Below are 26,227 nucleotides of genomic sequence, written 5' to 3'. Positions count from 1 at the left end.
GACCGCATTCATCGCTGGACGGGAAGACACCCGATCAGGCATATCACATCACGCCGCGACAAATCCCGGTCGCGGCATAACCGAGCGGGAAATCCACTTACGAAACGGCTCGAAACTGTTCAGACAAACCAAGCCACCTCTACCATTCCACCACGGTGAGACCTCACAGCTTTCTGAAAATCTCCGACTGCGGTCCCTGCAGCCGTTTTCACAGCTGTGTGCGCAGACTGAATCTGGTTGACCCTGCGCTGGTAGACTTCGCGGTTGCGGTGATAGTTCTCAAGTCCTCGACGACGGACATCGCTCACGCGTTCCATCAGTTCGACCTCGACAGCATCCATGGCTGTCGACTCACTTGAAGGAAGATCCTTTTCTCCGCTGGCCCGCGCTTTTTTGTCTAGGTCCGCTTCTCGCGCGATGGTTTCCACGTTGATCTGGGGAAACACCGCTGCCAGCGGTACGAACTCATCATCAGAAAAAAAGCGACGTAACGGATTTGCCATGGGTAATCAGATCTGTTTTGTTAGTTTGGCGTTGGCCGAAGTCAGAGCCACACGAGATTTGCCAGGGGGCCAGCGAGATTAGGCTATCTGGCCGAGGTCAGGGTTTCCAGTGTCGCGTGATAACTTGCTTCGACGTCCGCAGACAGGATGTCTGCGATGTCTTCCAGCAGTCGGCACAATCGATCATGTTGACCTAGTCAATGTGGCGTGTTCTGCAGCGTCGGTACTGCCCATAGGCCGCGAAGATGGATGACGTCCGCCTCGAACACTCCGTTGATCGTTTCGGCCGGTGCGTTTTTCTGCGAACCACCGACGCTGCCGGCAGAGAGGAAATAGGGCGAAAGGTCCCCAGGCGGAGCGATCTCCGTTGTCGAAGATACGACACCTGCGCGCGAAGTTCTGGCTGAATGCCGCACGATAAAAGGTGGCGGAGCGGTCGGGGTGGCCACGCTCGGTGTTGCCGTGGTCGAGGACGCACAGAGCGTATTGACTGAAACCCAAACGGCCATCCTGCCGCTCGTCCCTTATCTCGACACGCTGCGTTGGGTGTTCATCGCCGTCGCGCTCGGGGGGATCGCAGTCACGATCTATGCGCGCCTCGATGATTGGCGCCGGGGGCAGAGATGATTGCCAACATTCTCGGCAGGATCGCCGCCACCCCATGGGTGAAGGCCGTGCTGAGCTACGGTGCCGTTGTCTTCGCCATTGTCCTGTTTCTCCTGTCGGCCCGCCGCTCCGGTGAGCGCGTCGGTCGCCTGGCGGAACGACTTAAAACCAAGGAGAAGGCCAATGATATCCAACGCCGGATGCTCGAGGCGGCAGCTCGTCGGCCTCGTGATCGCGACGAGTTGGTTGACCGGCTGCGAGACGGCGGGTTTTGAAGCGAACGGCTTGGGGGCTTGTCCCCCGGTGACGGAATACAGCCAGGCAGAGCAGACGCGGGCTGCAAACGAGATCGAAACCTTGCCCGGTGATGCTGTGCTGATTGACTGGCTGGCGGACTACAGTGTGCTCAGGGATCAGGCCCGAAGTTGCGCGGGATAGATGCGGTGGGATTTGGCCGGAAAGCCGGTTTGCGACCTCGACTGACGGACTCCTTGGCGGAAGGTTCTGGTCGGACCGTTCAAGCAGGCATAAGCTGCCCGCATGAGCACGGATGCCGAAAAACGGATCGCAGCGCAACTCGCCAAGGCAATGGCGATGATATGCGTGCGCAACACTTTGCTGGAAGACCTGCATGCGGGGCCCGGGCCGGTTACCCGAGCGGGCGACTATTCCGATGTCGAGGTCCTGGATGCCGATGGCAACCGGATTCCCTGGTCAGAGGTCTCGCGCATCATGACGCTCCATCTTACTCAGGAGTTGCAGCCTCCGGCAAAGTTGGCTGGGTTCAACGTGCCCGGACGGCTACGCGAACTTCGTTATCAGAGATTTCCGGGCGCGCTGTGTCACCTACTCAACGATCTCGGAAAACTGCAATATATCTATGGGCGAAACGATGCCGATGGCGCGGGCGTAGGTGATGTTCACCGTCACGGCAAAGTCGGTCATGCGCGCAACGGGAAGATCGCCCGCCGACGCACCGCCGACCATAATGCGCTCAGCCTGCTCGCCTGCCAAACGGCCGACATCGTAATAGCGAGAGGCGATGGAGATCAGCGCCGTCCCGTCGCGAACCATTTCTTCGTAGGGTGACAGCAAGGGCAACCCGGCCTGAATCGCGGCAGCACCGACGGCATTTGCATTGCTTCTGAGCATTGACGAGGAGCCGAGATAGACGAAATCCACCCCCGCTTGGCGTAACTCGTCGAACCCTTGGGCAATTCCACCCACCCCGCCCATGTTGTCGACATCGATGGAGGTGAAGGCGAGCCCCTGGTTGGCAGCGAGGCCCGCCATTTCATCGCGTTTTAGGACCGAGTTCGTCTCGGAGCTGTTGAAAAGCATTCCCATGTGGCTGAATGACGGCAAGTAGCGCCGCATTGTCGCAATCGTCACAGTTTCGGGCACCCGGTTGAAGGTGCCGGTCACATTGGGCCGCCCGGGTGCATCGAGGCTTTCCACGATGCGGGCACCAACGGGATCTGCAACGATCATGAAAACCTGCGGAATGGTGGTGTTGAATGCACGATCTGCCAAAGTGTCCAGCGTTCCGGCGATGCCCCGAGTGACTGATGTCCCCCAGGTGGCAATCAGGTCGACACCCTCGGCGCGCGCCTCTTCCAGGAAAGGACCAAGCGTCGAGACGTCCTGTGCGGCATCGCGCAGCAGAAAGTCGATGTCCGCTCCACTCTCTCTCAGATAGTCCTGAAATCCCTGACATGCCTCTTCGCACCCACGCCAGGTTACGATCATCACCGTCCGATCCGCTGCCTGCGCGGGCAAAATCCAGGAGTTTGAAATGACTAAAAGAAGGCTTGCCACCAACAATCGGGGGTTCATTTTGTATCTCCAATGAATTTCGTTTTCTAGCGTTGCAATGTGTGGACACTGGTCAATAACAAGACTCCGGCGACAGAAAGCCCGGCAAGGGCTGACAGAGCGAGATTTTCCATGCCGCGCGAAAGCAGGAAGCCTCCAGCCGACAGCCCGATCAGCCCGCCCAATCGTTCGGCACCACGCAACACGTTCACCGGGCCGGTCGCTGATCCCGCCGTCTTTACGACCAGCGTTAGCAGGGGTGTACGAATAAGCGCGTGGCCGACCCCCAAACCGATCATCGCCAGTGCATAGCCCATCAGGGTGGTTGACGTCTCATGCACGAACAGGGTCGATGCCGTGATGACCAAGCCGGTGATGATCGACGCTATCGCGCCCTGCCTGCGTTGGAACAACGAGTTTGCCAAGGGGCCAACCACGACCAGCATCAGATAGTATAGCATGACGACACGCCCGATCTCGGCCGCGCTGCTGCCAGAGGCCGACAACCGGATGGGGGTCAGATACCAGACAAAAATCGCGGTTGTCGCGGCGACGGGTGCGCCGATAAAGCCAATCAGGACGACCAGCAGAGGTCGCGTCGAGACCCGTCGTCCGGCGTCCATCGGGGGTGACTCGCGCCTTTGCGTCGGCGTGTCGGAATCGTGCTTCATGCTAGCCCAGGCGATGGCTGTGCTCAGCAACACCAGGCCAGCCCCCAGGGCAATCGCAGACCGATAGGACGACAGGCTGGAAACGATACCGCCAAGTGCCGTTCCGCTGAGCATGCCACCAAAGATCATCGCATAATACGCTGACGACGCGCTGGAACCGACGGAGTCATGGGCTGCTCGCCCGCGTTCCTCGGCCTGAAACGCATATCGCTGGCACGATATTGTCGCCAATGCGTAGAGGATTGCGACAGCTCCGCGGGCTGCGGTAACGGCCAGGACAGTGGTGGCAAGCGCCATGCCGATCAAAGCGACCGAAGTCAGAAGGGCCGTCACAATAAAGAGCCTGCGGGCGCCGAACCGCCGCGCCAACTCGCCCGCAAACGGACTCAACGCAAAGACGCCCAGAAGAAAGGCCGCAACGGGAAGGGCCGCTGCCAGTTCTGGTGACATCCACGCGCTGCGGGAAACGCTTGCCCCGTAAACGGGCAAGAAGGAGGCAGTGATTTCGGTCCCGATGACGTAGACGAACAGCACCAGCCGCATATCCTCGACATCGGTCAGCCTTAGTCGACCGACAGGGGCTTGGCGGTTTGGCAAACGGCTTGCAAGATCCCTGACCTGATCGTTCAACCGTCTGATTGTCCGGGAAAACTGAACGGGGCCGGATGCCTGGGCCGTTACCCCAAACCGACCCTGAGACTGCTCCCTTAGCAGATGGATGAGCCGCGCATAGGGTTTCCAGATTCCCGTGGCCATGACGACGATCATGACTTCAAGCCCAATGAGGATCACCGTGAGGGACAACACGCCTACATCCAAGAAAATACTGCGCAGCCGGGTTTGCACGAATTGCGCGCTGCCTTGGATCTCGACGCGCCCCATCTCGCGATTACCGGCGATAATGGGAAACGAGAATTGCGCGGGTTGGGCGGCGATAATCGAGAACAGGTTTTGTCCGGCTTGTGGTGATGCAACGCCGTCGCGGAGAATTTCGGCCATCACCGTCCCGTCCGCGCCAATCACGGCAGCGCGGCGCACTTCGGGAAACGGGGCAACAGCGGCCCTCAGAAACGCCTCGACTCCACCCGCAGCGGCCATCGGAATGCCCATCTGAGTGACCCGTTGCAGGTCGCTCCGGACATTGGTGCCAATCAACCGCGTTCGATTCTCAAGTTCCGGGGCCAATGCGGCGCTGAAGCTGTTCACCACAACCAGGAACATGCCGAGCACCGCCAGCACGACAACCGTCGTCATCACCACAACCAACCGCAGCCTGAGCCGTTCGCGGCTGATGGACGCGTTGGATCGCATCAGGTTTTCTGCTCGCCGTTGCGCGGGATTTCATGTTCCGCCTGATAGCCGAGCAGGCCCAGATACGCGCAGCGCGATTGATTGAGCATGGTGTGCAAACTACCCGGCGATGCGGTGTCGTCGTCACTGCGTTGACGAGTCCACACCTGACGCTCAAAGCTCTCTAGATCAGCCGCGACGTCAGAAAATTCTCTGATTTCACCGTCTATCCACCAGCGCAAAACGCCCCCGGCTGCCAACGAGAACCCCAGCGCGATCAGCGAAACGATCAGTGAAAGCTCGGCCACCATGGCCAGAACGCGTGTGTGGCTGATCTCCAACGGGTAAGCGACCAGAAGTTGACCGACCGGCTGACCCGCCGCGTCGCGGATCTCAACCCCTGCCATGAAGTCGTCTCCGATGGTTGAAAACCACCTGTCTTGCAACCGGGCGTCAGAGACGTCTGGCAACGAGCGTCCCTGCTCGGCTCGGATCTGGTTGCTCGATTGCGCAATCGGCCGAGAATGCGCATCGAGCACCCAGACGCCGGTGATCAAAGGGTCGGCCTGACGCGCGATATCGAGCAGCGCAGACGCATTGCGCACGCTCGACAGAGCCAAGCCAAGTTCCGCCGCGGCTGAGAACGGCGCCGAAGCAGAAGACGCGATGACAAGCAGCCGTTCCCCTAGCAGTCGGTCATAGTCACGCTTGAATTCGAGAGTCACAAGCGTCACTAGGAGGCATCCGACCGCGAAGATAACGCCGATTGCGGCGCCCCAGATTCTCCAGAAAAGGCCCATTTATCTCCAACCGGAAAGAGTTCAAATAAGTCACCGCGCGGTTGGCTGGTGGCGTTATGCTCTTTTTCATGATGTAGTTGAAAGTTACTTGTAAATGTCCCCTCAGATCAACAGATATTTTCGAGCGGAAAAGCTTGAATACCCGCTAGGGCCGCGCGTCTGGCGCGCGCGCGATCTGCGGAGTAGACCTGAAATGTGGAATGATATTCTGCGTCGACCTAGGGCTTGTTGACGTTCACCTGAGTTGAATGGCGGTCGCTGCTTCGCTCGTGCGCGCTGGCACCGCAGAGCTGATCGACATCCAGCGCCATGAGGCGGTCGGCGACGAACCCGAGCATCTCGGCAAGCAGGTTGCTGTCAGATGTTTCTGACAAAAGCGCCCGCAGCGCGGCAGTACCTGATAGAGTGTTCTTGGTCATGGTCGTTCTCCTCGGTCAAATTTACGTCCGCAAACGAAACCTTAGCTGAAGAACAACCATGGCCGCCAAGCGACCCGCACGGGCCTCGCTTCGCTATGCGAAGGCCCCGCTCAGCCCGCGCCACCGGCGGGAGTTACACCAACTGTTGGGACACTGCTCAAAGCCAAGGAGCGGCTGGAGTGGTTTCGCAGCCTCTATCCTGATCATGAAACGCTGTTCAATCACAGTCAGATTTCGTCGTTTCTGGGAATGTCGCCCGTGACGCTGAGCCGACTGAGAAATTCGGGTGATCTATAGAAATTACCATATTTACAATTACTTACTGGGCAGAGAAGGTTAGACGTGGGTCTCGTCCCCTCCGCCATTATCCCAGCATATGAATCTGTGCCTAATAGGAATTTTCACCTCGAAGATACTGGCCCTAAACCCGGACCCACCTTTCTTCTGGGCACGTTCTACGGCCTTGAGGCCCGTCGCATCATTTCAAATCCCGTTGTGCCTCGTGCCGGGTGACTGCCCGAGGATGGATCACTGAGAAACATAGCTGCAAATCAGGATGTGCATGACGCCGTCGATTTGCCCAGAAATTGGGCTTTCGAATGTCGTCTTATCATACGCCCTCCACCCCTGATCTCTTTGACCTCCCGGCATCTGCGGAAAGCCAGGTGCCCTCTGCGCCTGGCGGTTCCGAACAAGGTCAATCTCATACCCGCGTCCCGCAGATCTCTGGGCGAAGATGAGCGCGATCGCTTTCTGAGGGATGTTGCCGTTTGGACAGCGGGGAGGGGCGACGGAACCGCGCCGCCTTGTTTGGGGTTGATCCCCCATGCGAGACGCCACGCAGAACCCCGTTCTCCATGCCGCGACAGGCGGCGCCGTCGCCCGGATCGCGCGGGAGGGCGGCCATTGGTGTGCGCGCCTTTCGATGCACGACCGGGGGGTGCAGTGCCTCGCCGCCGATCCGCGCGACCGCGAGACGCTTTATGCCGGAACGCGCGGCAGCGGTGTCTGGAAAAGCCGCGACGGCGGCGCGCGCTGGACCCGGCTTGCCATGTCGCAACCCGATGTGTTCTCGCTCGCCGTCAGCGCTGCCGACGGGGCGCTATATGCCGGGTGCGAGCCGAGCCATCTTTTCGTCAGCCGCGACGGTGGCACAACCTGGCGCGAGCTTGACGCGCTGCGCGCCCTGCCCTCGGCCCCGGACTGGAGCTTTCCCCCGCGCCCCTGGACCAGCCATGTGCGCTGGATCGCGCCCTGCCCGCATGAGGCGGGGCGGCTTCTGGTGGGTATCGAACTGGGCGGCCTGATGCTGAGCGAGGATGGCGGCGAGACCTGGGCCGATCATCGCCCCGGCGCGCAACGCGATGTGCATTGCCTCGCCTGGCACCCCTCGACCCCGGACCGCGCCTATGAGGCGGGTGGCGGCGGCGCGGCGCAAAGCCACGATGGCGGCGAGACCTGGAGCCCGGCGGATGAGGGCCGCGACCGCGACTATTGCTGGGGGCTTGCCGTGCATCCCGACAATCCCGACACCTGGTTCGTCTCGGCCGCCCCCGGCCCGCGCGCGGCGCATGACCCGGATCGCGACGCGCAGGCCGTCATCTATCGCAGGCGAGGGGGCGGGCCGTGGCAGGCCGTTTGCGACGGACTGACCAGCCTGCCCTATGCCATGACATACCGGGCCGGACGCCTTTTCGCCGGGCTCGGCGATGGCCGCATCCTTGTCAGTGACGATGACGGCGACCGCTGGCAGGAATTGGACCTTGCCGGCGATCGCCTTGACCGGGTGCAGGCTCTGGTCGCGGTCTGAGGCGCGTCAGACCTCCTCGCGCCGTTCGGATTCCAGGCTGACCTCGCTGATCGGCCTGACCATCGACGCCTGCGGGCCCATCGCGCCCTCGCCCTCGGCCACGCTCAGTTCCACCGGCGATCCGACCGAAAGCGCGCCGAACCCCTCGTTCAGCACCGCATTGGGCGCGAAGTAGATCTCCTGACCGTCGCTCATCCGCACAAACCCGTATTCATCGAATTTCCGCACCACGACGCCCTGCGGCGGCCCGGACAGGATCTTGGTTTCGCCGCGCATTTTCTGCGAATGGGCCTCAAGCCGCCGCTCCATCGCGTCAAAGGCATCGCGGATCGTCAGGTTGGGGTCGAAATGATCCTTGCGGTCGCCCGGATCGCCGCTGATGACGATCTCGCGCTCGGGCACGCGCACCTCGATGCGCAGGTGAAACTCCTTGCCGTTGTGCTGGCTGCGATGCGGTCGTTCGATCACGATGTGGCAGCTGTTGATCCGGTTGAAATAGCGGTGCAGCTTGTCCACACGCGCGCGGATGCGGTCCTCCAGCGGCTGAGACTTCTCGACATTGTGCCAGGCGATTTCCAGGGGGCTGTCCATTGCGGCTCTCCTTCTTTGGTTGCGCGTTCTGTTTCAGATGGTGCCCTGTCATTCCGTCGGCAACCCGGCGGCGCGCCAATTCTCCTTGCCGGCCTTGCAGTCGAGGACATTGGCGACCCCAAGCGCCTCCAGCCTGCGGCCCGCGCGGCGGCGAGGCATCGCATTCCTGATCCTTGCAAGAGACGATGACCTGATCGCCCTTGCGGGCGGCGGCCTGCGCAGGCTTGTCGAAGCCACCCGAGCCCACGGGGACGCTGATTGCGCCGGGCAGGTGAAAGCCTTCGCAGCTTTCCGGCCCCCAGAACCTCGATCAGGATCATGTCCGCGCCATTGTCGATCTTCTGCTTCAGCGTGTCGCGGTCCATGGTCTGCATGGGAGAACTCCGTTCCATTGTCAGGGGGGGCCTGCGCGCATCACGTCTCCAGCGCCAGCGAGACCGGGTCACGCAGGAGGCCGACGATCTCGTTCACGAAACGCGCCGCGTCGGCCCCGTCGATGGCGCGGTGATCGAAGGACAGCGCCAGCGGCAGGATCATGCGCGGCTCGATGATGGGCGGGCCGTCGGCGTCGAGGTCGCTGGTGACAACCGCTTCGATCCGCGCGCGGCCAACGCCCAGGATCGCGGTTTGCGGCGGGTTGATCAGCGGCGCGAGGCCCCTGCCCCCGAACGCCCCGACATTGGTGATGGTGAAACTGCCGCCCGCGAGGTCGGATTTGCCCAGCTTCTGGTCCTTGGCCTTCCTCGCGAGTGCCACGATTTCCTGGCCCAGGTCGCGCGCCGATTTGCGGTCAGCGTCTTTCAGCACCGGCGTCACCAGCCCCCGGTCGGTGGCGGTGGCGATGGCGATGTTCCAGTATTTGCGCAAGACGATCTCATCCGCGTCGCCGTCATAGACCGCGTTGAAGCGCGGATGGCGTTTCAGGACCGCGACCACGGCCTTGGCGATGATCGGCGTCAGCGACAGCCGGTCCTTCTGAGGTTGGCGCCTGCGCCAAAGCTCCAGTTCGGTGATGTCTGCGGCATCCTCATGCGTGACATGCGGGATCTCGGTCCAGGAACGGGTCATGGCGCGCGCGGTCGCGGCGCGGATGGCGCTGATCCGCTGGCGCTCCACCGGTCCGAAATCGTCGCTGTCGGCCTCGTCCTCGGCCCGCGCGCCGTCAGCCCCGGTTGCCTCTTGCACATCTTCAAGCGTCACCTGCCCGTCCTTGCCGCTCGGCTTCAGGTCGGCAAGATCCACGCCCTTTTCGCGCGCCAGTTTGCGGGCGGCGGGGGCTGCGCGCACCGGGGCCTCCTCCGAGGCCCCGCCCGTGTCGCGGCCCTCCGCATCCCCTCGGTCCTCATCGGAGTCGCGCGCCTCCTGGCCGGTCTCGTCAGAGCCGTCCTTGCCGGTATCCTCCTCCTCCTCGGACGGGGCATCATCCGCCTCGCGCGCCTCCTCGTCGGTCTTACCCTCCGGCGATGGGTTCTCCTCTGCCTCGGTCGCGCCCTCCGCATCTTGATCTTCGGGCGCGTCCTCCTCGCCGTCCGCCCTCTCTTCCTCTTGGGGGGCCGCCTCTGCCTTTTGCGGTGCGTCTTCATCCTCGACCACCATCAGCACATCGCCGACCGAGGCGGTATCGCCCTGGCCGACCCGGATCTCGGCGACTTTTCCGGCAAAGGGCGACGGAAGCTCGATCGCCGCCTTGTCGGATTCGACGGCCATCACCTCCTGCCCTTCGGAAATCTCGTCACCTTCGGACACCATGATTTCCAGGATCTCGACCTCGTGGATCCCTTCGCCGGGATCCTGCAGCTTGAATTCGTTCTTCATCGCGTCCTCCCGCTCTAATCCGCCATCATCGCGCGCGCCGCGCCCCTGATCCGGTCGACCGAGGGCAGGTAGGTCTGCTCGCGCGCGAAGAAGGGCACATGCACGTCCCATCCACAGACCCGCCGGATCGGCACGCGCAGGGCGTAGAACTCCTGTTCGATGACGCGCATGGCGATCTCACCGGCGGCGCCATAGCTCGGCGGCGCCTCGTTCACGATCAGAAGCCGCCCGGTCTGCCCGACCGATGTCGCAATCGTTTCGGCATCCAGCGGGGCGATGGTCTCGATGTCGATCACCTCGATGTCGATATCCTCCGCCGCCAGCGACTCGGCGGCCTCCAGCGCGCGATGCAGCATCGCGCCGTAGGAGACCAGCGTCAGATCCTTGCCGCGCCGCACCACGCGCGAGGTGCCGATCTGCGCGGGCTCCGCATCGTCGGCTATCGGCTCGCGCATCTGGCGGTAGACCGCCTTGGGCTCCATGAAGATGACCGGGTCGGGGTCGCGGATGGCGGCGTGCAGCAGTGCATGGGCGCGGGCGGGGGTGGCCGGGATGACCGTCTTCAGCCCCGGCATATGACCATAGAACACTTCGCGGCTTTCCGAGTGATGTTCCAGCGCCCGCACGCCCGCGCCGTAAGGCATGCGGATCACCAGCGGCACCGTATGCGCGCCGCGCGTGCGCCAGCGGATCCGGGCGGCGTGGTTCTCGATCTGGGCCAGCGCGTAATAGCTGAAGCCCGAGAACTGCATCTCGGCAATGGGCCGCGCGCCGTTCATCGCCATGCCGATGGCCAGCCCCACGATGCCCGACTCGGCCAGCGGCGTGTCGATCACGCGGGCCGCGCCATAATCGTCGATCAGCCCCTCGGTGACGCGGAAGACGCCGCCATTGACGCCGACATCCTGGCCCATCACCGCGGTGGTGTCGTCCTCGGCCATCGCCTCGTGCAGGGCGCGGTTGATGGCATCGACCATGGTCAGACCGTCGCTTGCATCAGTCATTGGCGGCCTCCTCCTGATCGGAAAATTCCTTGCGCTGGCGGCGCAGCGGCGCGGTGGGTTCTGCGAAGATGTGGTCGAACATCGCGGTGCCCGGCGTCTCCTCCAGCCTGGAAATGCGATCCTTGGCTTCCTTCCACGCGGCGTCGATCCGGTCGCGGATCTCCTCCTTCAGCGCCTCCTGCATGGCATCGTCCAGCTGGCTGCGCGCGACCAGCAGCTTGCGCACCCGTTCGATGGGGTCGCGGTCCTGCCATTCTTCCACCTCGCCCTCGTCGCGGTAGCGGGTCGGGTCGTCGGCGGTGGTGTGGACCTCCATGCGGTAGGTCAGCGCCTCGATCATCGCGGGCTGTCCCTTGTCGCGGGCCAGCGCCACGGCTTCCTGCGTGACCTGCATCACCGCCAGCGCGTCATTGCCATCGACCTGTGCGGCCGGAATTCCATAGGCATGCGCCTTTTGCGCCAGCGTCTGCGAGGCCGTCTGTCGGGCGCGCGGGGTCGAGATGGCCCACCCGTTGTTCTGGCACAGGAACACGACCGGCGCCTCCAGCACCCCGGCGAAATTCAGGGCCTCGTGAAAATCGCCCTCCGAGGTGGCCCCGTCGCCGAAACAGGCCATGACAATGGCATCCTCGCCACGCAGCCGTCCGGCATGGGCGATGCCCACCGCAATCGGCAGTTGCGAGGCGACCGGCACCGTGTCGGGCAATGTCCGCGCCCCTTCGGGCAGGTCGTTGCCCGCGTTCCAGCCCGCGAGGGTGACCAGCAGGTCGGCCATGTCGGCCCCGCGCCACAGCACCGCGCCGGTCTCGCGGAAGGACGGCACCAGCCAGTCATCCTCGCGCAGGCAGGCCGCCGCGCCGATCTGCGCCGCCTCCTGCCCCTTGATCGGCGCGAAAGTGCCGAGCGCGCCCTGGCGTTGCAGTTTCAGAAGCCGTTCGTCGAAGCGGCGGGCACAGAGCATCGTCTTGTAGATCTGCTCCAGCGTGCCGATGTCGACCTCGTCATCCTCAAGCAGCGTGCCATCCGGCGCGAGCGCTTCATGCGGTTCGAATTTCGGGTCGGGCCATGACAAATGGGCGGTCATCGGGATCCTGTCCTCCTGATCGTCGGGACGTGACATGGGGGGATGCCTCGCATGAGACCCCCCTCGGTCCACTGATCCAACGCATGATCCGCGCCAACTGTTCCTGACCGGGGAGCCTTGGGCGCGAGACGGCGCCTGGGTGCGGAACCGTACCGGAATTCACGCAGCCAAACGGCCGGTCCCGTGGTACCGTCGCGCTATCGGTGTCCATCTTACGCGGGCGGCACCGGCTGAGAGACCGTTGCGATCGTGCTCTTGCCCCAAAGCCAAGAGCATCCCATGCGCAAGGGTCTTTCCTGCCCCTACGGGCAGAACAACCTCATATACACGCTGTCCAGCGCCGACCGCGCCTTGATCGAGCCGGAACTTAAGCCCGTGAAGCTGCCCAAGGGCATGATGCTGGAGGAACCGGGAAAGCCGGTCGAGCTGGTCTATTTCCCGAAAACCGGCGTCGGTTCGACGGTCGCGGTCAATAGGAACGACCGCCGGATCGAGGTGGGTCTCTTCGGCTGCGGCGGCATGTCCGGCACTGCCATCGTGATGCAGTCGGACCATGCGTCGAACGAAACCTTCATGCAGATCGCGGGGGACGGATTCTCCATCGCGCCCGACACCCTGCGCGAACTGCTCGATCAAAGCCCCACCCTGCGCCGCCACCTGCTGCGCTATGTGCAGGCGATGATGTCGCAAATCTCGCAAACCGCGCTGTCGAACGGGCATGGCAAGCTCGAGGAGCGGCTGGCCCGCTGGCTGTTGATGTGCCACGACCGGATCCGGAATGACGAGATGAGCCTGACCCACGAGTTCATCTCGGTCATGCTGGGTGTGCGCCGCGCGGGCGTGACAGTCGGCACGCATATGCTGGAGGGCAAGGGGCTGATCAGGGCCAATCGCGGCCAGATCGTCGTGCTGGACCGCGCCGGACTGGAAAACGAGGCGTGGAAATCCTATGGCGCGCCCGAGGCCGATTACGAGCGTCTCATCGGCTATGACCAGCCGGATTGATGTCGCCGGGGCCCCGCCTGCGGATCGCGGCCAGCCGGGTTTCAGCCAGGTGCCGCACGAATTCGGCGATCACGCTTGAAACCTGCGGCTTCGAGAGCCGGGGAATGTCCCGGAATTCAGATGCGATTTCCGACCTCTCGAAACTGGTCAGGAACGCGAACGGGACATTCAGCGCCTTGAGACGCCGCGCCGCTGGAAAGCTGACTCCATCGCGAAGCCGAACATTCAAGAGCGCAATATCGGGCGTCGCCGCGTCGATCAGCTCAAGGGTTTCGGCAAGCGAACTGGCCATCCCCGACACCACCATCCCCGCCGCCTCCAACTCTCTGGCGAGGTCGATGGCGACTACCGCGTCATCCTCGGCCAGGAGAACCCTAGACCTGATCATGGCAGTGATCCTTGATCGATGCCGTGGCTTCGGTGCCGCAGGGCAGGATGATCTCGAAGGCGGCCCCGTCCCCGCGCAGGGTCCGGATGCTTCCGCTCAGTTTCTCCACCGTCGAGGTGACGATGACCATGCCCAGGCCGGTCGAGCGCTTGAGCGAGAAATCCTCGGCCAGCCCGCAGCCGTTGTCACGCAGCAGGATCGTCAACTGGCCTTGGCCGGACTTCACGGCTTCCAGCGTCAGGGTGACCGCTGCGCCGTTGACGGGGCGGCCATGTTTGACCGCGTTCATCGCCAGCTCGTTCACGATGATGCAGATCTGGCCCGCAACATCCGCGCCGAGGGTCACGCCCGGGGCCCGCACCTCGATCACGGCCCCGACGCTCTGTGCGATATCCTTGCAGAACGGGCCAAGGAACGCCGCAAGAGAGACATCGCCGCCGGACGCAGTCTTGGCCATCTGCCGATGCAGGCGCGCAACGGCGTTCAGACGGGCGGCGGCATCGGTCAGCGCGGCCTGCGCCGCCTGCACGCTGGTGGCCCGCCGACTCTCGTGGCGCAGCATCGAGGCGGCGAACTGGATGCTGTTGGCGATTCTGTGATCCGCCTCCATCTGCCGCGCGTCGGCCGGAGCGCTGGCCGGGTCTTGCGGCAATGCCACCGGGGTCGGCCTGATCAGTGACCTCAGTTGTCTCCGAATCGTTGCCAGCGGCAGGCCGGTGTAGCGGCTCATCTCATGCGGCGTCAGGCCGAGATCGACAAGCATCAGCAGGCTCTCGCGCATCAGCTTGCTGCGCACCAGACCTGTCTGAACCTGCACGGACCTCTCCTGCCCAGAGTCGGCGGCGCGGCCGGTTCTCTCCGGTAATCGGCTGTGGATGCGTATCATGGTGGCTAGCCTCACTCATCAAGACAAAACTTTCATGACGAAGGGGTCAGGAATTCTCCGGGGACGGCCCCCGAGGCCCCCCGCGCCCGACGAGATCGCCCATATGGCCCACCATGTCCCGGGCATAGCCGCGATACTGGTCCGTGGTGGCCGTCAGCTAGCCCGCTTGCAGGCCCGCCAGCTCCGCCACGTCATGGCAGGAGATCAGCGCCTTGCAGGCGTCGTAATTCGTCAGAAAGCGGGTCTGGAGGAAGGCTTGCGATGTCGTCGCGCCTGCCATCATCGCATTGGACAGCGCGACAGCGGCCTGCGTCCAGACCACCACGCCGCCCTCGCTTGCGGACAGCTCGGTCATCCCGACCGGTTGCAGATCGTCTGGCATCGGATCGCCCCCCCAGATGCGTCATGATCGGGGGCAGATTGGCAGCGCCTCCCGATCCGGACTGTGTGGTTGAAGTAACGTTAGCATCTTGATCCGGCGCTTTGCGCGATGGTGCGTGAGCGTACTTTCCTGTTGCCTCGGACAGCCCGATGCCGGGGCTCAGCCCTGGCGGCACCAGCCGATGATCCCGCCCGCAAGCACGATCTCGGCCTGCCGCGCGCTCAGGCCATTGGCGAACCGGATCGCGGCCCCGTCGCCGGTTTCGGCGGCAAACGCGGTCCCGTCCCGCAGCGCATCGCGTATGCCGCGCAACCTGACGGTGATCCCCTTTTCCAGCCTCGCCAGGTCGTCCGCACTTTCGATGACCAGCGGCAAAATGCCGTAATTGATCAGGTTCTGCGTGTGGATACGGGCAAAGGACCGCGCCAGGACCGCGCGCAGTCCCAGGCAGCGCGGCGCGACGGCGGCATGTTCGCGGCTGGACCCCTGACCGTAATTTTCCCCCGCGACAATGGCATGACCGTCCTCCGCCTGCACCTGCCGCGCCCGGTCGGGATAGCCCTTGTCGATGACGCGAAAGACGAAATTCGCGATCTCGGGGATGTTGCTGCGATAGGGCAGGATCTCGGTCCCCGCCGGCATGATCTCATCGGTCGAGATATCGTCGCCGAGCTTCAGCAGAACGGGCAGGTCCAGATTGTCCTCGATCCCGCCATGGACCGGCATCTCGCCGATATTGGGGCCCTTGACCAACGTCACCTCGCGCGCCTCCGCGGGCGGCAGCGGGTGGATGAACTGGCCCGGATCGACATGAGGTCGGTCGGGCGGCGCGATGCGCGGATAGTCCTGGCCCAGGTCGCGCGGATCGGTGATCTCGCCGCGCAGGGCCGAGGCGGCGGCGGTCTCGGGGCTGCACAGGAACACGCTGTCCTCGGCGGTGCCGGAGCGGTCGGGGAAATTGCGGGGCACGGTGCGCAGGCTGTTGCGCCCGGTGGCCGGGGCCTGACCCATGCCGATGCAGCCGTTGCATCCGGCCTGGTGGATGCGCGCACCCGCCTCCAGCAGCGCGCCATAGCGCCCGCCCGCCAGCAGGTCGTGCAGCACATCGCGCGAGGTCGGGTTGATGTCCAGCGACACGCCGGGGGCCGCCCCGCCGCCCTGTTTCATGATCTCCGCCACCACCGCGAAATCACGAAAGCCGGGATTGGCCGACGACCCGATATAGGCCTGGTAGATCGGCGCGCCCGCGACCTCCTCGACCGGGACGACATTGCCTGGGCTGGACGGTTTGGCGATCAGCGGCACCAGCGCGCCGAGGTCGATCTCGTCCTCATGATCGAAGGTGCAGTCCGCGCGCGCCTCCAGCGCCTGCCAGTCACCGCCGCGCCCGTGCCGGTCGAGGAACCCGCGCACCTGGTCATCGGCGGGAAACACGCTGGAGGTCGCGCCCAGTTCGGTGCCCATATTGGCGATCACATGCCGGTCCATGACCTCCAGCGATGCGACACCCGGCCCGTGATATTCCAGGATCCGGCCCCGGCCCTTCTGCACGCCGTGACGGCGCAGAAGCTCCAGGATCACGTCCTTGGCGCTGACCCAGTCGGGCAGGTCGCCGGTCAGCCGGATGCCCCAGACCTCGGGCATGGTGAAGGTGAAGGGCGTCCCGCCCATGGCCAGCGCCACGTCGATACCGCCGGCCCCGATCGCCAGCATCCCCAAGGCACCCGCCGCGGGGGTGTGGCTGTCCGACCCCAGAAGCGTCGCGCCGGGTTTGCCGAAATACTTCATGTGCAGCGGATGACTGACGCCGGTGCCCGGCGGGCTGTACCAGACCCCGAAGCGGGCGCAGGCGCTTTTCAGGAACAGGTGATCGTCGGCGTTCTTCGCGTCTGCCTGCATCAGGTTGTGATCGACATATTGCACCGAGACATCCGTCCGCACCCGGTCGAGGCCCAATTCCTCAAGCGCCAGCATGACCAATGTGCCGGTGGCGTCCTGGGTCAGCGTCTGGTCGATCTTCAGCGCGATCTGCGCGCCCGGTTCGGGCAGGTCGTCCCCGTCAAGATGTGACTCGATCAGCCGATGCGTGAGCGTGCCGCCCATGCTCATATCTCCTTGCCTTGGTCCTCACATCGCCCGCCATACCGTGTCACCAGGCCGATCGCTGCGGACGCGCCTTGGAGGTCAACGCATCTGCCCCGGCGATTGTTTCCGGCAAGCAAGGCGCGGGACGCGGTCAGGCTGGCACCGCGGCCCTTCGAGTCGGTGCTGTTTCTCCGCCATTTTCCTCTTGCCCGCCTCCCCGGGGGGCAGGGTCGGGCGGGCGCGGGGCTGTCTCGGTGATCTGATCAGTTCCGCGCCGCCACCGAGCCGCCGCCATGGGCGGTTGCGACCTCGATCTCATCGCCCGGTTCGACCTTGAGCTTGCTGACGAAGGTTGGCTGCGCCCTGGCTTGCCCCCCTTGCGAGAGCAGCAACGCGTTCAACCCGCCTTCCGAGGCACCGGGCAGCCCCCAGACCGGCACCGCACCATGCGAGAACCCCGCCGACATCACGCCGCGCCCGCGCATCCGGTAGCGGGTGCGCACCCCCCTGCCCCCGGCATGTTCGCCCTCGGCCTTGCCGGTCTCGCCGAGCGATTTGGAGATCACCTCGAACCCGTAGCGCGCCTCGGCCACCTCGATGGGGCAGTTGAACGTATCGCCGTGATTGGTCGAGAACATCGCGTCATTCCCGGGCCTCTCAGGCGTCGCCCCCCATCTGCCCATCTGCGGCTCGACCATGGTGTAGCGCCGCCCCGTGTCGGGATGTTCACCCGCGATGACGACCCCGAAGATCGAGGCGAAGCTGCCCGCCGGCAGGTTCGCCCCCGCCTTTTCGGCCAATCCGCGCCAGAGCATGTCGATCAGCCGGATGCGGGTTTCGAAATAATAGCCATGCGCCGCGTCGGGGCTTGGATCGAAGATGGAGCCGGGCCGGGTGATCACCTCGAGCGGCGCGAAGGATCCGGCATTGGCATAGCGTTCGGGATCGGTGAGCGCCTTGAACAGGATCTGGCAGGCCACCAGCGCCCCGTCATGGCAGGTGTTGAAGGGGCCGGTGGTCTGGTCGGGGGCGGCGCTGAGGTCGACGGTGAACCGCTCCGGCGTGATCGTGATCGTCGCGGTCCAGGTGCTGCCATCATCCTGCGCCTGCGCCACGTCGAAACGGCCTTGCGGCAGCGCGGCCAGCCCCTTCAGGGCGCGCGCCAGGCCGGTGTCATGCGCGTCGGCAATGGCCGCGCGCAATGTGTCGGCCCCGTAGCGGTCGCACAGGCCCCGGATCAGCCGCGCGGCGCGGCGCCCGGCCGAGACCTGCGCCCAGAGATCGCCGGTGACGAAATCGGGCAGGCGCGAGTTTGTCCTGATGATGTCGGCCACGGCCTCGTTGCGGTGGCCTTCATCTGGTCGACCCATTTGCGCCGCCCGACGATGACGCCGAAGCGGTTCGCGAGGCTCGCCGCGATCTCGCAGGAGGCGGCACAAGGCGCGGTCACGATCATCTCGCCCGAGATCTCGCGCGCCTCGCCGCCCTCGATCAGGGAGCACTTGGCCGTGGTGCCGCCAATATCGAGGGCGAGGATGTTCTCCTCTCCGATCAGCTTGCCCAGTTCGGCGGCGCCCCAGAAGCCCGAGGCGGGGCCGCTCTCGACCATGTTGATCGGCACGGCGGATGGCGCCTCGAGGCTGTCCACGCCGCAATTGGATTGCATGATATAGGGGCTTTTCCTCAAACCCTGCGATTTCAGCCCGGCATCCAGCTTGCCCAGGTAGCGCGCGGCAACCGGCTGCACATAGGCCGACAGGACGGCGGTGTTGGTGCGCTCGTATTCGCGCCATTCGCGGGTGATCTGGTGGCTGGCCACGACCGAGACTTCGGGCCAGAGGCGGCGGATTTCCTCCAGCGCGGCCACCTCATGCGCGGTATTGGCATAGGCGTGCAGCAGGCAGACGGCCACCGCCTCCACACCCTCGGCGCGAAACTCGTCCAGGATGGCAGGCAGACCCGAGAGGTCCAGGCCCTCGCGTTCCTCGCCCCTGCAGGCCGAAAGCCCGATCCGTCAAGCTTTTTTACCTATAGTAAAAAAACGCCTGTTTTGAGCGGCTTGCCCAGCGCGGATCCCCGGACCCGCGCACATCCACAATGAAATCAGTGGTGACTTCGCTGTCGCCTTGCGTCAGTTGGTCCAGACGCCGACACCGGCCCAGAGGCGGGCCAGGTCGGCCTGTTCCGAGCCAAATGGCTCATCGGCTGACCGGTCCAGCGACGCGATCGCGCCCTCGATGGCCACCGGGCCGCCGATGCGCGCCATCGTGACGCCCGAGCGCAGGAAGCGCCGGTAATCCGGGTCGCGGGCCAGATCGCGGTCGGGGCGCGACAGGCCCTTGGCAGACAGGCGTTCATAGGCGAGGCGGGCCTCGCGATAGGCATCGAACAGGGTCGTGTATTCAGACGAAGTTGTCATGGCAGTTGGGTCCCAATCCTGGATTGTCCTTTCAAACGTGACGGAGCTTCTTGGCCTCAATTTGACCGCATTCCGTCGATTCCGTGGGCACGGTTCGCGCGATTGTAACACCTCGCGCGACAATTGCCGCTGCTGATTTGGACGCGGGCCAGTTGCGGGGCATCTGTCGGGGGGCCGCCCTCTCCCCAAAATTGCCGTTTTCCTGTGCTTAACCACGCCGAACCCATGGTGCGCGCAGGAAAGGGCCACGGATGGAAAACCTGTTTCGGGGCAAGAGCGGCCGCTCGCTGTTCGTTCTCCTCTGCCTTGCCGCCTACCTGATCGGGATCAGCCCGCACCTGATCCATTGGTTCACGGCTGGCAGCCCGCCCGATGCGCTGGTCTGGAACCTGACGCATTATCACGTCTCCTATCCCGAATATGGCTTCCTGCGGCGTGGGCTTCTGGGCACGGCGATGGCCCCGCTGCTGGCCCCGCTCACTGATGGGGGCGGCGCGGAATATGCGGTGATGCTGGGGCTGGATCTCGGCCTGATGCTGGTGCTGATCTGGCTGGCGATGCGGTTTTTCCTGAGCGAAGACGGCGTGCCGGGGCAAGGCTGGATCCTGGCCGCGCTTATCCTGTCGCCGGTGGGCTTCGTGCAACTGGGCTATGACGCGGGCCGCCTGGATCATGTGAATTTCGTGCTGGCCGCCATCGCGGTTCTCTGCGCCCTTCGCGGCTGGAGCATCGCCGCGGGCGCGCTGATGCTGGTCGCGGTGCTGGTGCATGAGGCGGCGCTGTTCTACGCGGTGCCGGTCGTCACGGTGCTGGCCTGGCGGATACGGTTCCGCCTGCGCGACGCGTGGGTCGCCGCCCTGCCCCCCCTGGCCGCTGCCCTGGCCCTCGTGATCTGGGGCGGGACCGAGGCCGACCTGAGCGCCACCCTGCCCGAGGAGGTCGCGCTGGCGGCCTCGGTCTGGACCCGCGACCTGCTGGAGCCCGCGCGCGGCTTCCCCCCCGTCCATTACCTGATCGCCGCCTATTTCGCGGCTGTCCCGCTGTTCCTGCTCTGGACCCATTACCGGCTGGCGCGCACGCGGCCCGACCTGCTGTTCCTCGCCCCCTTCGCGGCGCTGGCGCTGTTTGCGCTTGGTGTCGATTACGGGCGCTGGTCGCAGCTTGTCTTCTTCGCCGTGCTCCTGGTGATCGCCGCCGGCCCGCCGCTTGGCCGGGCGCGGGGAATGGACCTCGACCCGCTGCCCGCGCGCGCGGTGATCCTGCCCTGGCTGCTGCCGCTCGGGCCGATCGGGATCGCGGTGCTCTACCCGTTCATCCCCTGGGTCGTCTGAGCGGGATCAATCGGCCAATATGACGCTGACGCGGCGGTTCTGGCGGCCCTTCTTCTCGATCTTGCCGATGGTGATCTTGCCGATCTCGGCCGTCCGCGCGACATGGGTGCCGCCGCAGGGTTGCAGGTCGATCTGTCCCGCCGCATCACCGATCCGCACCAGCCGCACATGCCCCGCGCCCGTGGGCGGCTGCACCGACATCGTCTTGACGAGGCCGGGATTGGCGGCAAGCTCGGCATCCGTGATCCAGCTGTCCGAGACGGCCAGGTCGCGGCCGATCAGCGCGTTCAGCTTGCCCTGCAACACCGCCTTGTCATCGGGCGCGTCCGGCATGTCGAAATCCAGCCGGCCCTTCTCGGAGGAGATCGCCCCGCCGGTCACCGGCAGCGGCACCACGACCGAGAGAAGATGCAGCGCGGTATGGACGCGCATATGCCCGAACCGCCGGTCCCAGTCGAGGCGCTGTTCCACCTCGGCCCCCACGGGCGGCAGTTTCCCGGCCTCGGCGGGCACCAGAACGATGGCCCCTGCCTCGCCCTTGACCGCGGTGGCGACCCGGATGCGCCCGCCCGACCAGTCCAGCGTGCCGCTGTCGCCGGGCTGGCCGCCGCCGCGCGGGTAGAAGATGCTGCGATCCAGCACGATGCCGCCTTCCTCGGTCAAGGCGGTCACCTTGCCCGACGCGGATTTGCGATAGGCATCGGCCAGAAAGAGGGGGTCCGTCATTCGTCGCTGTCTCCGTCTGTCGTGGGCTGGTCGTCCGGCACCGATGGCGCCGCGACGGCCTCCTGTCTCGATCCGCCCGACAGCGCCTCGGGGTTGCGCAGCCAGACGTCGCGCTGCGCGAAGGGGATCTCGATCTCCTCCTCGGCAAAGCGCTTGGCGATCTCGTGGTTCATGTCGCTCATGGTGGACAGCACCCAGTTCACGTCGCGCAGGATGGCGCGGATCTCGAAATTCAGGCTGTCGGGGCCGAAGCCCTGGAACACGACCGTCGGCGGCGGCGTCAGCAGCACCATGGGATGCGCCTCGGCGATCTCCAGCAGGATCTTCTCGATCCGGCGCGTATCGCTGCCATAGGCCACGCCCACCGGCACGATGGCGCGCCCGGTGGTGTTGTGATGCGTCATGTTGGTAACGACGCCCGAGATCAGGTCGGCATTGGGCACGATCACGTCCGAGCGGTCAAAGGTCTCGATCCGGGTCGAGCGCACCGAGATGTCGCGCACATAGCCCGCCGTGGTGCCGACCTGCACCCAGTCGCCCTCCTTGATCGGGCGTTCGATCAGCAAGATGATGCCCGAGACGAAGTTCGACACGATGGTCTGCAGACCGAAACCGATGCCGACCGACAGGGCACCCGCGACGATGGCGATGGAGCTGAGGTCGATCCCGGCCATGGTGATGGCGACAAGTGCGGCCAGGAAGATGCCGACATAGCCGACCCCCGTCACCACCGCCGTGCGCCCGCCGACATCGAGCTTGGTCTTTGGCAGGACCGAGTTCCTGAGCGAGCTCTGCACCAGCCGCGTGATGGTGTAGCCGACCGAGAAGACCAGCACGAAGGCGAAGAAATTGCTCGGGCTGATGGTGACGCCACCGATGGTGAACCCGTCGATCATCTGCTGCCAGAGGTCTTGCAGCTGCGCCACGCGCATCCCCCAGATCAGCGCGAAGACCGGCAGCGACAGGATCGTCAGCACGAAGCCGACCAGCATCGGGATCAGCGCCTCCTCCTCGGCCACGCCGGACTTGGTCAAGGCACCATAGACATTCGTGACAAGCCGTTGCAGCACGCCGAGAATGGCCAGCAGCGCCAGCGACAAGGCGGTCGGGAACAGGAAGATGGACCCGGCACTGAAATAGCCGAACCCCACCAGCAGCGGGCCGGCGATACCGGCCAGGATCACCACGCGGCCAAGGAAGCCATAGACGCGCGCGCGTTGCGCCAGCATCTTCTCGTCCGCGACCTCGGTGCGGATATGGGCCAGGATGAAGCGCCCGATCTGCGCCAGGAACAATCCCGTCAGGATGATGAGAGGGAAAAGAACGACGATCCGGTCCGCCGTGGGGAAGCCTTCGCTTTCGGCCACCCGTTCAACCAGGTAGCTCAACCCCATGAACAGCCCGAGCCCGCCTGCGGTGATGCGCCCACGGCGGCGCTGTTGCGGGGGCAGCTTCATCGGTCGGGGCGCGGTCTCGCGCAGGGGGAAGACCTGCCGCCCGACCCAGTTGGCGGTAAAGAAGAAGATCGCCACCACCGGCAGCGCATCCAGCACGACGCCGCTGCGCATGCCGACAAAGCTGCTGGCCCTGATCGCCGCCACCAGCAGATAGACCCCCAGCACGGGGGCCGCGTTCTGCGCCAGCGACAGGAAAAACAACAGCAGGCGGGCGACAGGCGAGGTGGCTTCGGCTGCGACGGGGGCCGTCATCAGCCGCCCGACCCAGGCCCGGCCACGGGCCAGCAGCAGCAGCGCCAGAATGAGGTAGATCACCACGGCCGGCAGATTCTGACTGAATTCCGTCTGGTAGATCGGCGAGGTCCAGAGACTGACGCTTTCTGTCACAAGCGCATGGACCCAGTCATAGACCGAGAACACCGCATCGGCCCAGTTCGCGGGATTGAGCGGCGCGGGCTCCAGCGACATGAGGGCCCCGGCCTGTCGCGCGGCAAGCAATTCGTCGATCTCGCCGATCAACCCGCGGGCGCGCAAGAGCTCGGCCTCGGCGCGGCGCGAGGGGGCCTGCGCCTCGGCAAGCCTTGTCGTCAACTCGCTGCGCTGTGCGGCAATCTCGGCGGGTTCGCTTTCGCCCTCGGCGGGGGCAGGCCCAAGCGCCTCGATCTGGGCGCGCAGGGTCTCGATCCGGGCCGCGTTCAGCCCGGTCGCGTCCTGAAACCGGCTCCGCCACTCGACCAGTTCGCCGCGAAGGGTCTCGAAGGCGGGGTCCGAGGCGGCTTCGGCGTCGATGGCCGCTTCCGCCCGGCTGGCCGTCCTGTCCCATGCCTCGTAATCGGGCGCGTTGCCATCCTGGGCCAGGGCCAGACCCATGGACAGGAAGAGAGCGGTCAGAACCGCGAAGATGAGGCGAAGACGCATCGGGTTACTCGAAGACCGAGGGCAGATCCCGCGCCGTCGCGGTCAGCCAATCGGGCACCGGCAGGCCCTTTTCGCGCAGGAACTCGGCGTTGAAAAGCTTGGATTGATAGCGCGTGCCATAGTCGCACAGGATGGTCACGATGGTGTGCCCCGGCCCCATCTCGCGCGCCATGCGCAGGGCACCGGCCATGTTGATGCCCGTAGAGCCGCCCATGCACAGCCCCTCTTCGCGCAGAAGGTCGAAGACCAGCGGCAGCGCCTCGGCATCGGGGATCTTGTAGGCCATATCGGGGGTGAAGCCCTCCAGGTTGGCGGTGATGCGCCCCTGCCCGATACCTTCGGTGATGCTGTCGCCCCCCGCCTCGTTGCCGGTATAGAGCTTGTAGAGGCCCGAGCCTTCTGGATCGGCCAGCGCGACCTTCACGCCCTTTGGCTGCAACGCCATGCCGACACCGGCCAGCGTGCCCCCTGACCCCACTGAGGCAACGAAGCCGTCGATTTTGCCGTCGGTCTGCGCCCAGATCTCCGGCCCCGTGCCCTCGATATGGGCCTGTCGGTTGGCGGTATTGTCGAACTGGTTGGCCCAGATCGCGCCATTGGGTTCGGTCTTGGCCAGCTCGGCGGCCAGACGGCGCGAATAATGCACGTAATTGTTGGGGTTCTTGTAGGGACAGGCCGGAACCTGCACCAATTCGGCCCCGGCCAGGCGGATCATGTCCTTTTTCTCCTGGCTCTGCGTCTCGGGGATCACGATGACCGTCTTGAACCCCATCGCGGCACCGACCAGCGACAGGCCGATGCCGGTGTTGCCGGCGGTCCCCTCGACAATGGTGCCGCCCGGTTGCAGATCGCCGCGCGCCACCGCGTCGCGGATGATATAGAGCGCGGCGCGGTCCTTGACCGACTGGCCGGGGTTCATGAATTCGGCCTTGCCGAGAATCTCGCAGCCGGTTTCCTCGCTGATCGCATTGAGGCGGATCAGCGGCGTGTTGCCCACCGTGGCGACGAGGTCTTTCCTGATATCCATGGCCTGCACGCTCCCATCGAGTTTCACTTGCCCCCGCACGAATAGGGGGGCAAGGGGGCAAACTCAAGCCGATTGCGCGCGCAAACGGTCGCGGTGGCGGGCCAGGTATTGCGCCGACAGGATCATCGGCGCGTTGACCAACTCGCCACTGTCGAGCATCGCCATCAGCCGGTCGAAAGGCACCCGGAAATTGCGGATATCCTCGCCCTCGACATCCAGCCCGCCGGTGTCGGCGCGGGTCTCCGGCAGATCGGCCAGGCCGATATAGGAGACGAGGTATTGCGCCACGCCGCCCGGGCTGGGGTAATAGCCCGCGACCTCATGCAGCGTGTCGATCTCGACATGCGCCTCCTCGCGGGCCTCGCGGCGGGCGGTCTCCTCGTAGCTTTCCCCGGCATCGACAATGCCCGCGATCGGCTCCAGCAGCCAGGGCTGCGGATCGCCCTGCGCATAGGCCCCGATGCGCAATTGCTCGATCAGCAGCACATGGTCGCGCACCGGGTCATAGGGCAGGACCGTCACCGCATCGGCCACCCGGAAGATGGCGCGTTCGCCGGGGTGCGATTGCTGGCCGTCAAAGCGGCGCATCACGGTCTGGTATTCCTCGAGCGCGAAGAACTTTTCGTAAGGCCGGTTGAGGCCGGTCACGATGACATCCTCACGCGTCAGCCGCGTCGAGAGCGTTACGGGCCGCGCCCGCGCCCGCGCCCTCACCTGCGCCTGCGCGCGGGCGCGGATGATGGGAAAGCGCGCGCCGACCTCGGCCGCCGTTTCCCGGCCAAAGGCGCGCATCACCTCCTCCGCCGCGATCAGGGTCAGCGGCCCCCAGGTCTCGGCCCAATCCTCCAGGGTCCAATCCGCGCCGGGCCGCCAGGGCGCGTCATGGCAGAAATAGACCAGCGCGGGCACGGGGCCGTCCACCGTCTCGACCGTGACCTCCTCAAGGTCATAGGCAAAGGCCCCCTCGTAGAAATCCAGCCGCGCGATATCGTCCGGCGTCAGGTCCGTGGCTAGGACACCGGGTGCGCATGCCCCGGCATCGGGAATGATCATGGGAAAGCTCTCACCCGCCGCCCAGACCGTGCGGTGACGCAGCAATTCCCCCGCGATCAGCGGGACGTCGCGCCCCAGCACGCGCTTCAACAACGCCGGATAACGCAATGTTCCGTAAAAGAATAATGTGGTCATGAACTCT

Annotated in this window: 23 protein-coding genes and 2 pseudogenes; 5 read left to right on the top strand and 20 right to left on the bottom strand. The window is 64.9% G+C overall.

Annotated elements, in window-relative coordinates; translation table 11 throughout:
• Nucleotides 1–119: 119 nt before the first annotated feature.
• Entirely contained in the window at nucleotides 120–503 is a 384-nt protein-coding gene (locus tag AC13C7_RS13175) for a hypothetical protein (protein WP_482867750.1), read from the bottom strand.
• 372 nt (nucleotides 504–875) lie between these two features.
• On the opposite strand from AC13C7_RS13175, the pseudogene AC13C7_RS13170 reads away from it, so the two are divergent.
• Both AC13C7_RS13170 and AC13C7_RS13165 read left to right on the top strand, forming a co-directional pair.
• A pseudogene (locus tag AC13C7_RS13170) lies at nucleotides 876–1,130 on the top strand (YcbK family protein); the annotation flags it as partial.
• Nucleotides 1,127–1,384: a hypothetical protein gene (locus AC13C7_RS13165; protein WP_482867749.1), complete on the top strand. Its 258-nt coding sequence runs from the start codon at nucleotides 1,127–1,129 to the stop codon at nucleotides 1,382–1,384. The pseudogene AC13C7_RS13170 and the gene AC13C7_RS13165, both read left to right, overlap by 4 nt.
• Nucleotides 1,385–1,955: 571 nt before the next feature.
• On the opposite strand, the gene AC13C7_RS13160 is transcribed toward AC13C7_RS13165, so the two are convergent.
• From AC13C7_RS13160 to AC13C7_RS13145, 4 genes and pseudogenes are all read right to left on the bottom strand, one after another.
• Nucleotides 1,956–2,945 carry an ABC transporter substrate-binding protein gene (locus tag AC13C7_RS13160; protein ID WP_482867748.1) on the bottom strand — a complete coding sequence of 330 codons (990 nt, stop codon included), beginning with the start codon at nucleotides 2,943–2,945 and terminating at the stop codon, nucleotides 1,956–1,958.
• Nucleotides 2,946–2,971: 26 nt separating this feature from the next.
• Nucleotides 2,972–4,906, bottom strand: a complete 1,935-nt coding sequence (locus AC13C7_RS13155; RefSeq protein WP_482867747.1) for an MFS transporter — start codon at nucleotides 4,904–4,906, stop codon at nucleotides 2,972–2,974.
• Nucleotides 4,906–5,685: a hypothetical protein gene (locus AC13C7_RS13150; protein WP_482867746.1), complete on the bottom strand. Its 780-nt coding sequence runs from the start codon at nucleotides 5,683–5,685 to the stop codon at nucleotides 4,906–4,908. Before AC13C7_RS13150 ends, AC13C7_RS13155 begins: the two co-directional genes overlap by 1 nt.
• Nucleotides 5,686–5,936: 251 nt before the next feature.
• Nucleotides 5,937–6,104, bottom strand: a pseudogene (locus AC13C7_RS13145) (IS256 family transposase); the annotation flags it as partial.
• Between the two features lie 826 nt (nucleotides 6,105–6,930).
• On the opposite strand from AC13C7_RS13145, the gene AC13C7_RS13140 reads away from it, so the two are divergent.
• Nucleotides 6,931–7,914 carry a WD40/YVTN/BNR-like repeat-containing protein gene (locus AC13C7_RS13140; protein WP_482867745.1) on the top strand — a complete coding sequence of 328 codons (984 nt, stop codon included), beginning with the start codon at nucleotides 6,931–6,933 and terminating at the stop codon, nucleotides 7,912–7,914.
• Between the two features lie 6 nt (nucleotides 7,915–7,920).
• Here the strand turns inward: AC13C7_RS13140 and AC13C7_RS13135 are convergent, their stop codons facing one another.
• From AC13C7_RS13135 to pdhA, 4 genes are all read right to left on the bottom strand, one after another.
• Nucleotides 7,921–8,505, bottom strand: coding sequence for an HPF/RaiA family ribosome-associated protein (locus tag AC13C7_RS13135; RefSeq protein WP_446169099.1), 585 nt, complete (start codon nucleotides 8,503–8,505; stop codon nucleotides 7,921–7,923).
• Between the two features lie 414 nt (nucleotides 8,506–8,919).
• Nucleotides 8,920–10,320 carry a dihydrolipoamide acetyltransferase family protein gene (locus tag AC13C7_RS13130; RefSeq protein ID WP_482867744.1) on the bottom strand — a complete coding sequence of 467 codons (1,401 nt, stop codon included), beginning with the start codon at nucleotides 10,318–10,320 and terminating at the stop codon, nucleotides 8,920–8,922.
• A gap of 14 nt (nucleotides 10,321–10,334) precedes the next feature.
• A complete protein-coding gene (locus AC13C7_RS13125; RefSeq protein ID WP_482867743.1) occupies nucleotides 10,335–11,324 on the bottom strand; it encodes an alpha-ketoacid dehydrogenase subunit beta in 990 nt (329 codons plus the stop codon).
• Nucleotides 11,317–12,444, bottom strand: coding sequence for a pyruvate dehydrogenase (acetyl-transferring) E1 component subunit alpha (gene pdhA, locus AC13C7_RS13120; RefSeq protein ID WP_482867742.1), 1,128 nt, complete (start codon nucleotides 12,442–12,444; stop codon nucleotides 11,317–11,319). Before pdhA ends, AC13C7_RS13125 begins: the two co-directional genes overlap by 8 nt.
• A gap of 243 nt (nucleotides 12,445–12,687) precedes the next feature.
• Between pdhA and AC13C7_RS13115 the strand changes: the two genes are divergently transcribed.
• Nucleotides 12,688–13,413, top strand: coding sequence for a Crp/Fnr family transcriptional regulator (locus AC13C7_RS13115; protein WP_482867741.1), 726 nt, complete (start codon nucleotides 12,688–12,690; stop codon nucleotides 13,411–13,413).
• On the opposite strand, the gene AC13C7_RS13110 is transcribed toward AC13C7_RS13115, so the two are convergent.
• From AC13C7_RS13110 to AC13C7_RS13080, 7 genes are all read right to left on the bottom strand, one after another.
• Nucleotides 13,388–13,801, bottom strand: coding sequence for a response regulator (locus AC13C7_RS13110; protein WP_474887569.1), 414 nt, complete (start codon nucleotides 13,799–13,801; stop codon nucleotides 13,388–13,390). The genes AC13C7_RS13115 and AC13C7_RS13110 overlap by 26 nt on opposite strands.
• On the bottom strand, nucleotides 13,788–14,618 hold the full coding sequence (locus tag AC13C7_RS13105) for a sensor histidine kinase (protein ID WP_482867740.1): 831 nt from the start codon (nucleotides 14,616–14,618) through the stop codon (nucleotides 13,788–13,790). The genes AC13C7_RS13110 and AC13C7_RS13105 overlap by 14 nt, the downstream gene beginning before the upstream one ends.
• 226 nt (nucleotides 14,619–14,844) lie before the next feature.
• A complete protein-coding gene (locus AC13C7_RS13100; protein WP_482867739.1) occupies nucleotides 14,845–15,069 on the bottom strand; it encodes a hypothetical protein in 225 nt (74 codons plus the stop codon).
• A 159-nt stretch (nucleotides 15,070–15,228) separates the two neighbouring features.
• Complete coding sequence (locus AC13C7_RS13095; protein WP_482867738.1) at nucleotides 15,229–17,172, bottom strand: aconitate hydratase; 1,944 nt, start codon at nucleotides 17,170–17,172, stop codon at nucleotides 15,229–15,231.
• A 245-nt stretch (nucleotides 17,173–17,417) separates the two neighbouring features.
• Nucleotides 17,418–18,488, bottom strand: a complete 1,071-nt coding sequence (locus AC13C7_RS13090; protein WP_482867737.1) for a hydantoinase B/oxoprolinase family protein — start codon at nucleotides 18,486–18,488, stop codon at nucleotides 17,418–17,420.
• Nucleotides 18,392–19,099, bottom strand: coding sequence for a hydantoinase/oxoprolinase family protein (locus AC13C7_RS13085; protein ID WP_482867753.1), 708 nt, complete (start codon nucleotides 19,097–19,099; stop codon nucleotides 18,392–18,394). Before AC13C7_RS13085 ends, AC13C7_RS13090 begins: the two co-directional genes overlap by 97 nt.
• A gap of 186 nt (nucleotides 19,100–19,285) precedes the next feature.
• The gene (locus tag AC13C7_RS13080) at nucleotides 19,286–19,573 is read right to left on the bottom strand and encodes a hypothetical protein (RefSeq protein ID WP_172320966.1); all 288 of its coding nucleotides are present in this window, start codon (nucleotides 19,571–19,573) and stop codon (nucleotides 19,286–19,288) included.
• A gap of 251 nt (nucleotides 19,574–19,824) precedes the next feature.
• Between AC13C7_RS13080 and AC13C7_RS13075 the strand changes: the two genes are divergently transcribed.
• Nucleotides 19,825–20,904: a hypothetical protein gene (locus tag AC13C7_RS13075; RefSeq protein ID WP_482867736.1), complete on the top strand. Its 1,080-nt coding sequence runs from the start codon at nucleotides 19,825–19,827 to the stop codon at nucleotides 20,902–20,904.
• A 6-nt stretch (nucleotides 20,905–20,910) separates the two neighbouring features.
• Here the strand turns inward: AC13C7_RS13075 and AC13C7_RS13070 are convergent, their stop codons facing one another.
• The 4 genes from AC13C7_RS13070 to AC13C7_RS13055 all read right to left on the bottom strand — a co-directional run bounded on the left by AC13C7_RS13070 (nucleotide 20,911) and on the right by AC13C7_RS13055 (nucleotide 26,220).
• The gene (locus AC13C7_RS13070) at nucleotides 20,911–21,630 is read right to left on the bottom strand and encodes an alanyl-tRNA editing protein (RefSeq protein WP_172320968.1); all 720 of its coding nucleotides are present in this window, start codon (nucleotides 21,628–21,630) and stop codon (nucleotides 20,911–20,913) included.
• Nucleotides 21,627–24,005: a DUF3772 domain-containing protein gene (locus AC13C7_RS13065; RefSeq protein WP_482867735.1), complete on the bottom strand. Its 2,379-nt coding sequence runs from the start codon at nucleotides 24,003–24,005 to the stop codon at nucleotides 21,627–21,629. Before AC13C7_RS13065 ends, AC13C7_RS13070 begins: the two co-directional genes overlap by 4 nt.
• Before the next feature lie 4 nt (nucleotides 24,006–24,009).
• Nucleotides 24,010–25,032, bottom strand: a complete 1,023-nt coding sequence (locus tag AC13C7_RS13060) for a cysteine synthase A (protein WP_482867734.1) — start codon at nucleotides 25,030–25,032, stop codon at nucleotides 24,010–24,012.
• A 63-nt stretch (nucleotides 25,033–25,095) separates the two neighbouring features.
• Entirely contained in the window at nucleotides 25,096–26,220 is a 1,125-nt protein-coding gene (locus AC13C7_RS13055; protein WP_482867733.1) for a gamma-glutamylcyclotransferase, read from the bottom strand.
• Nucleotides 26,221–26,227 lie beyond the last annotated feature (7 nt).

Source organism: Alterinioella sp. B-7, from assembly GCF_056857775.1.
Note: the sequence above shows the minus strand (reverse complement) of the source record. Positions and strands in the feature narration are given on the sequence as shown.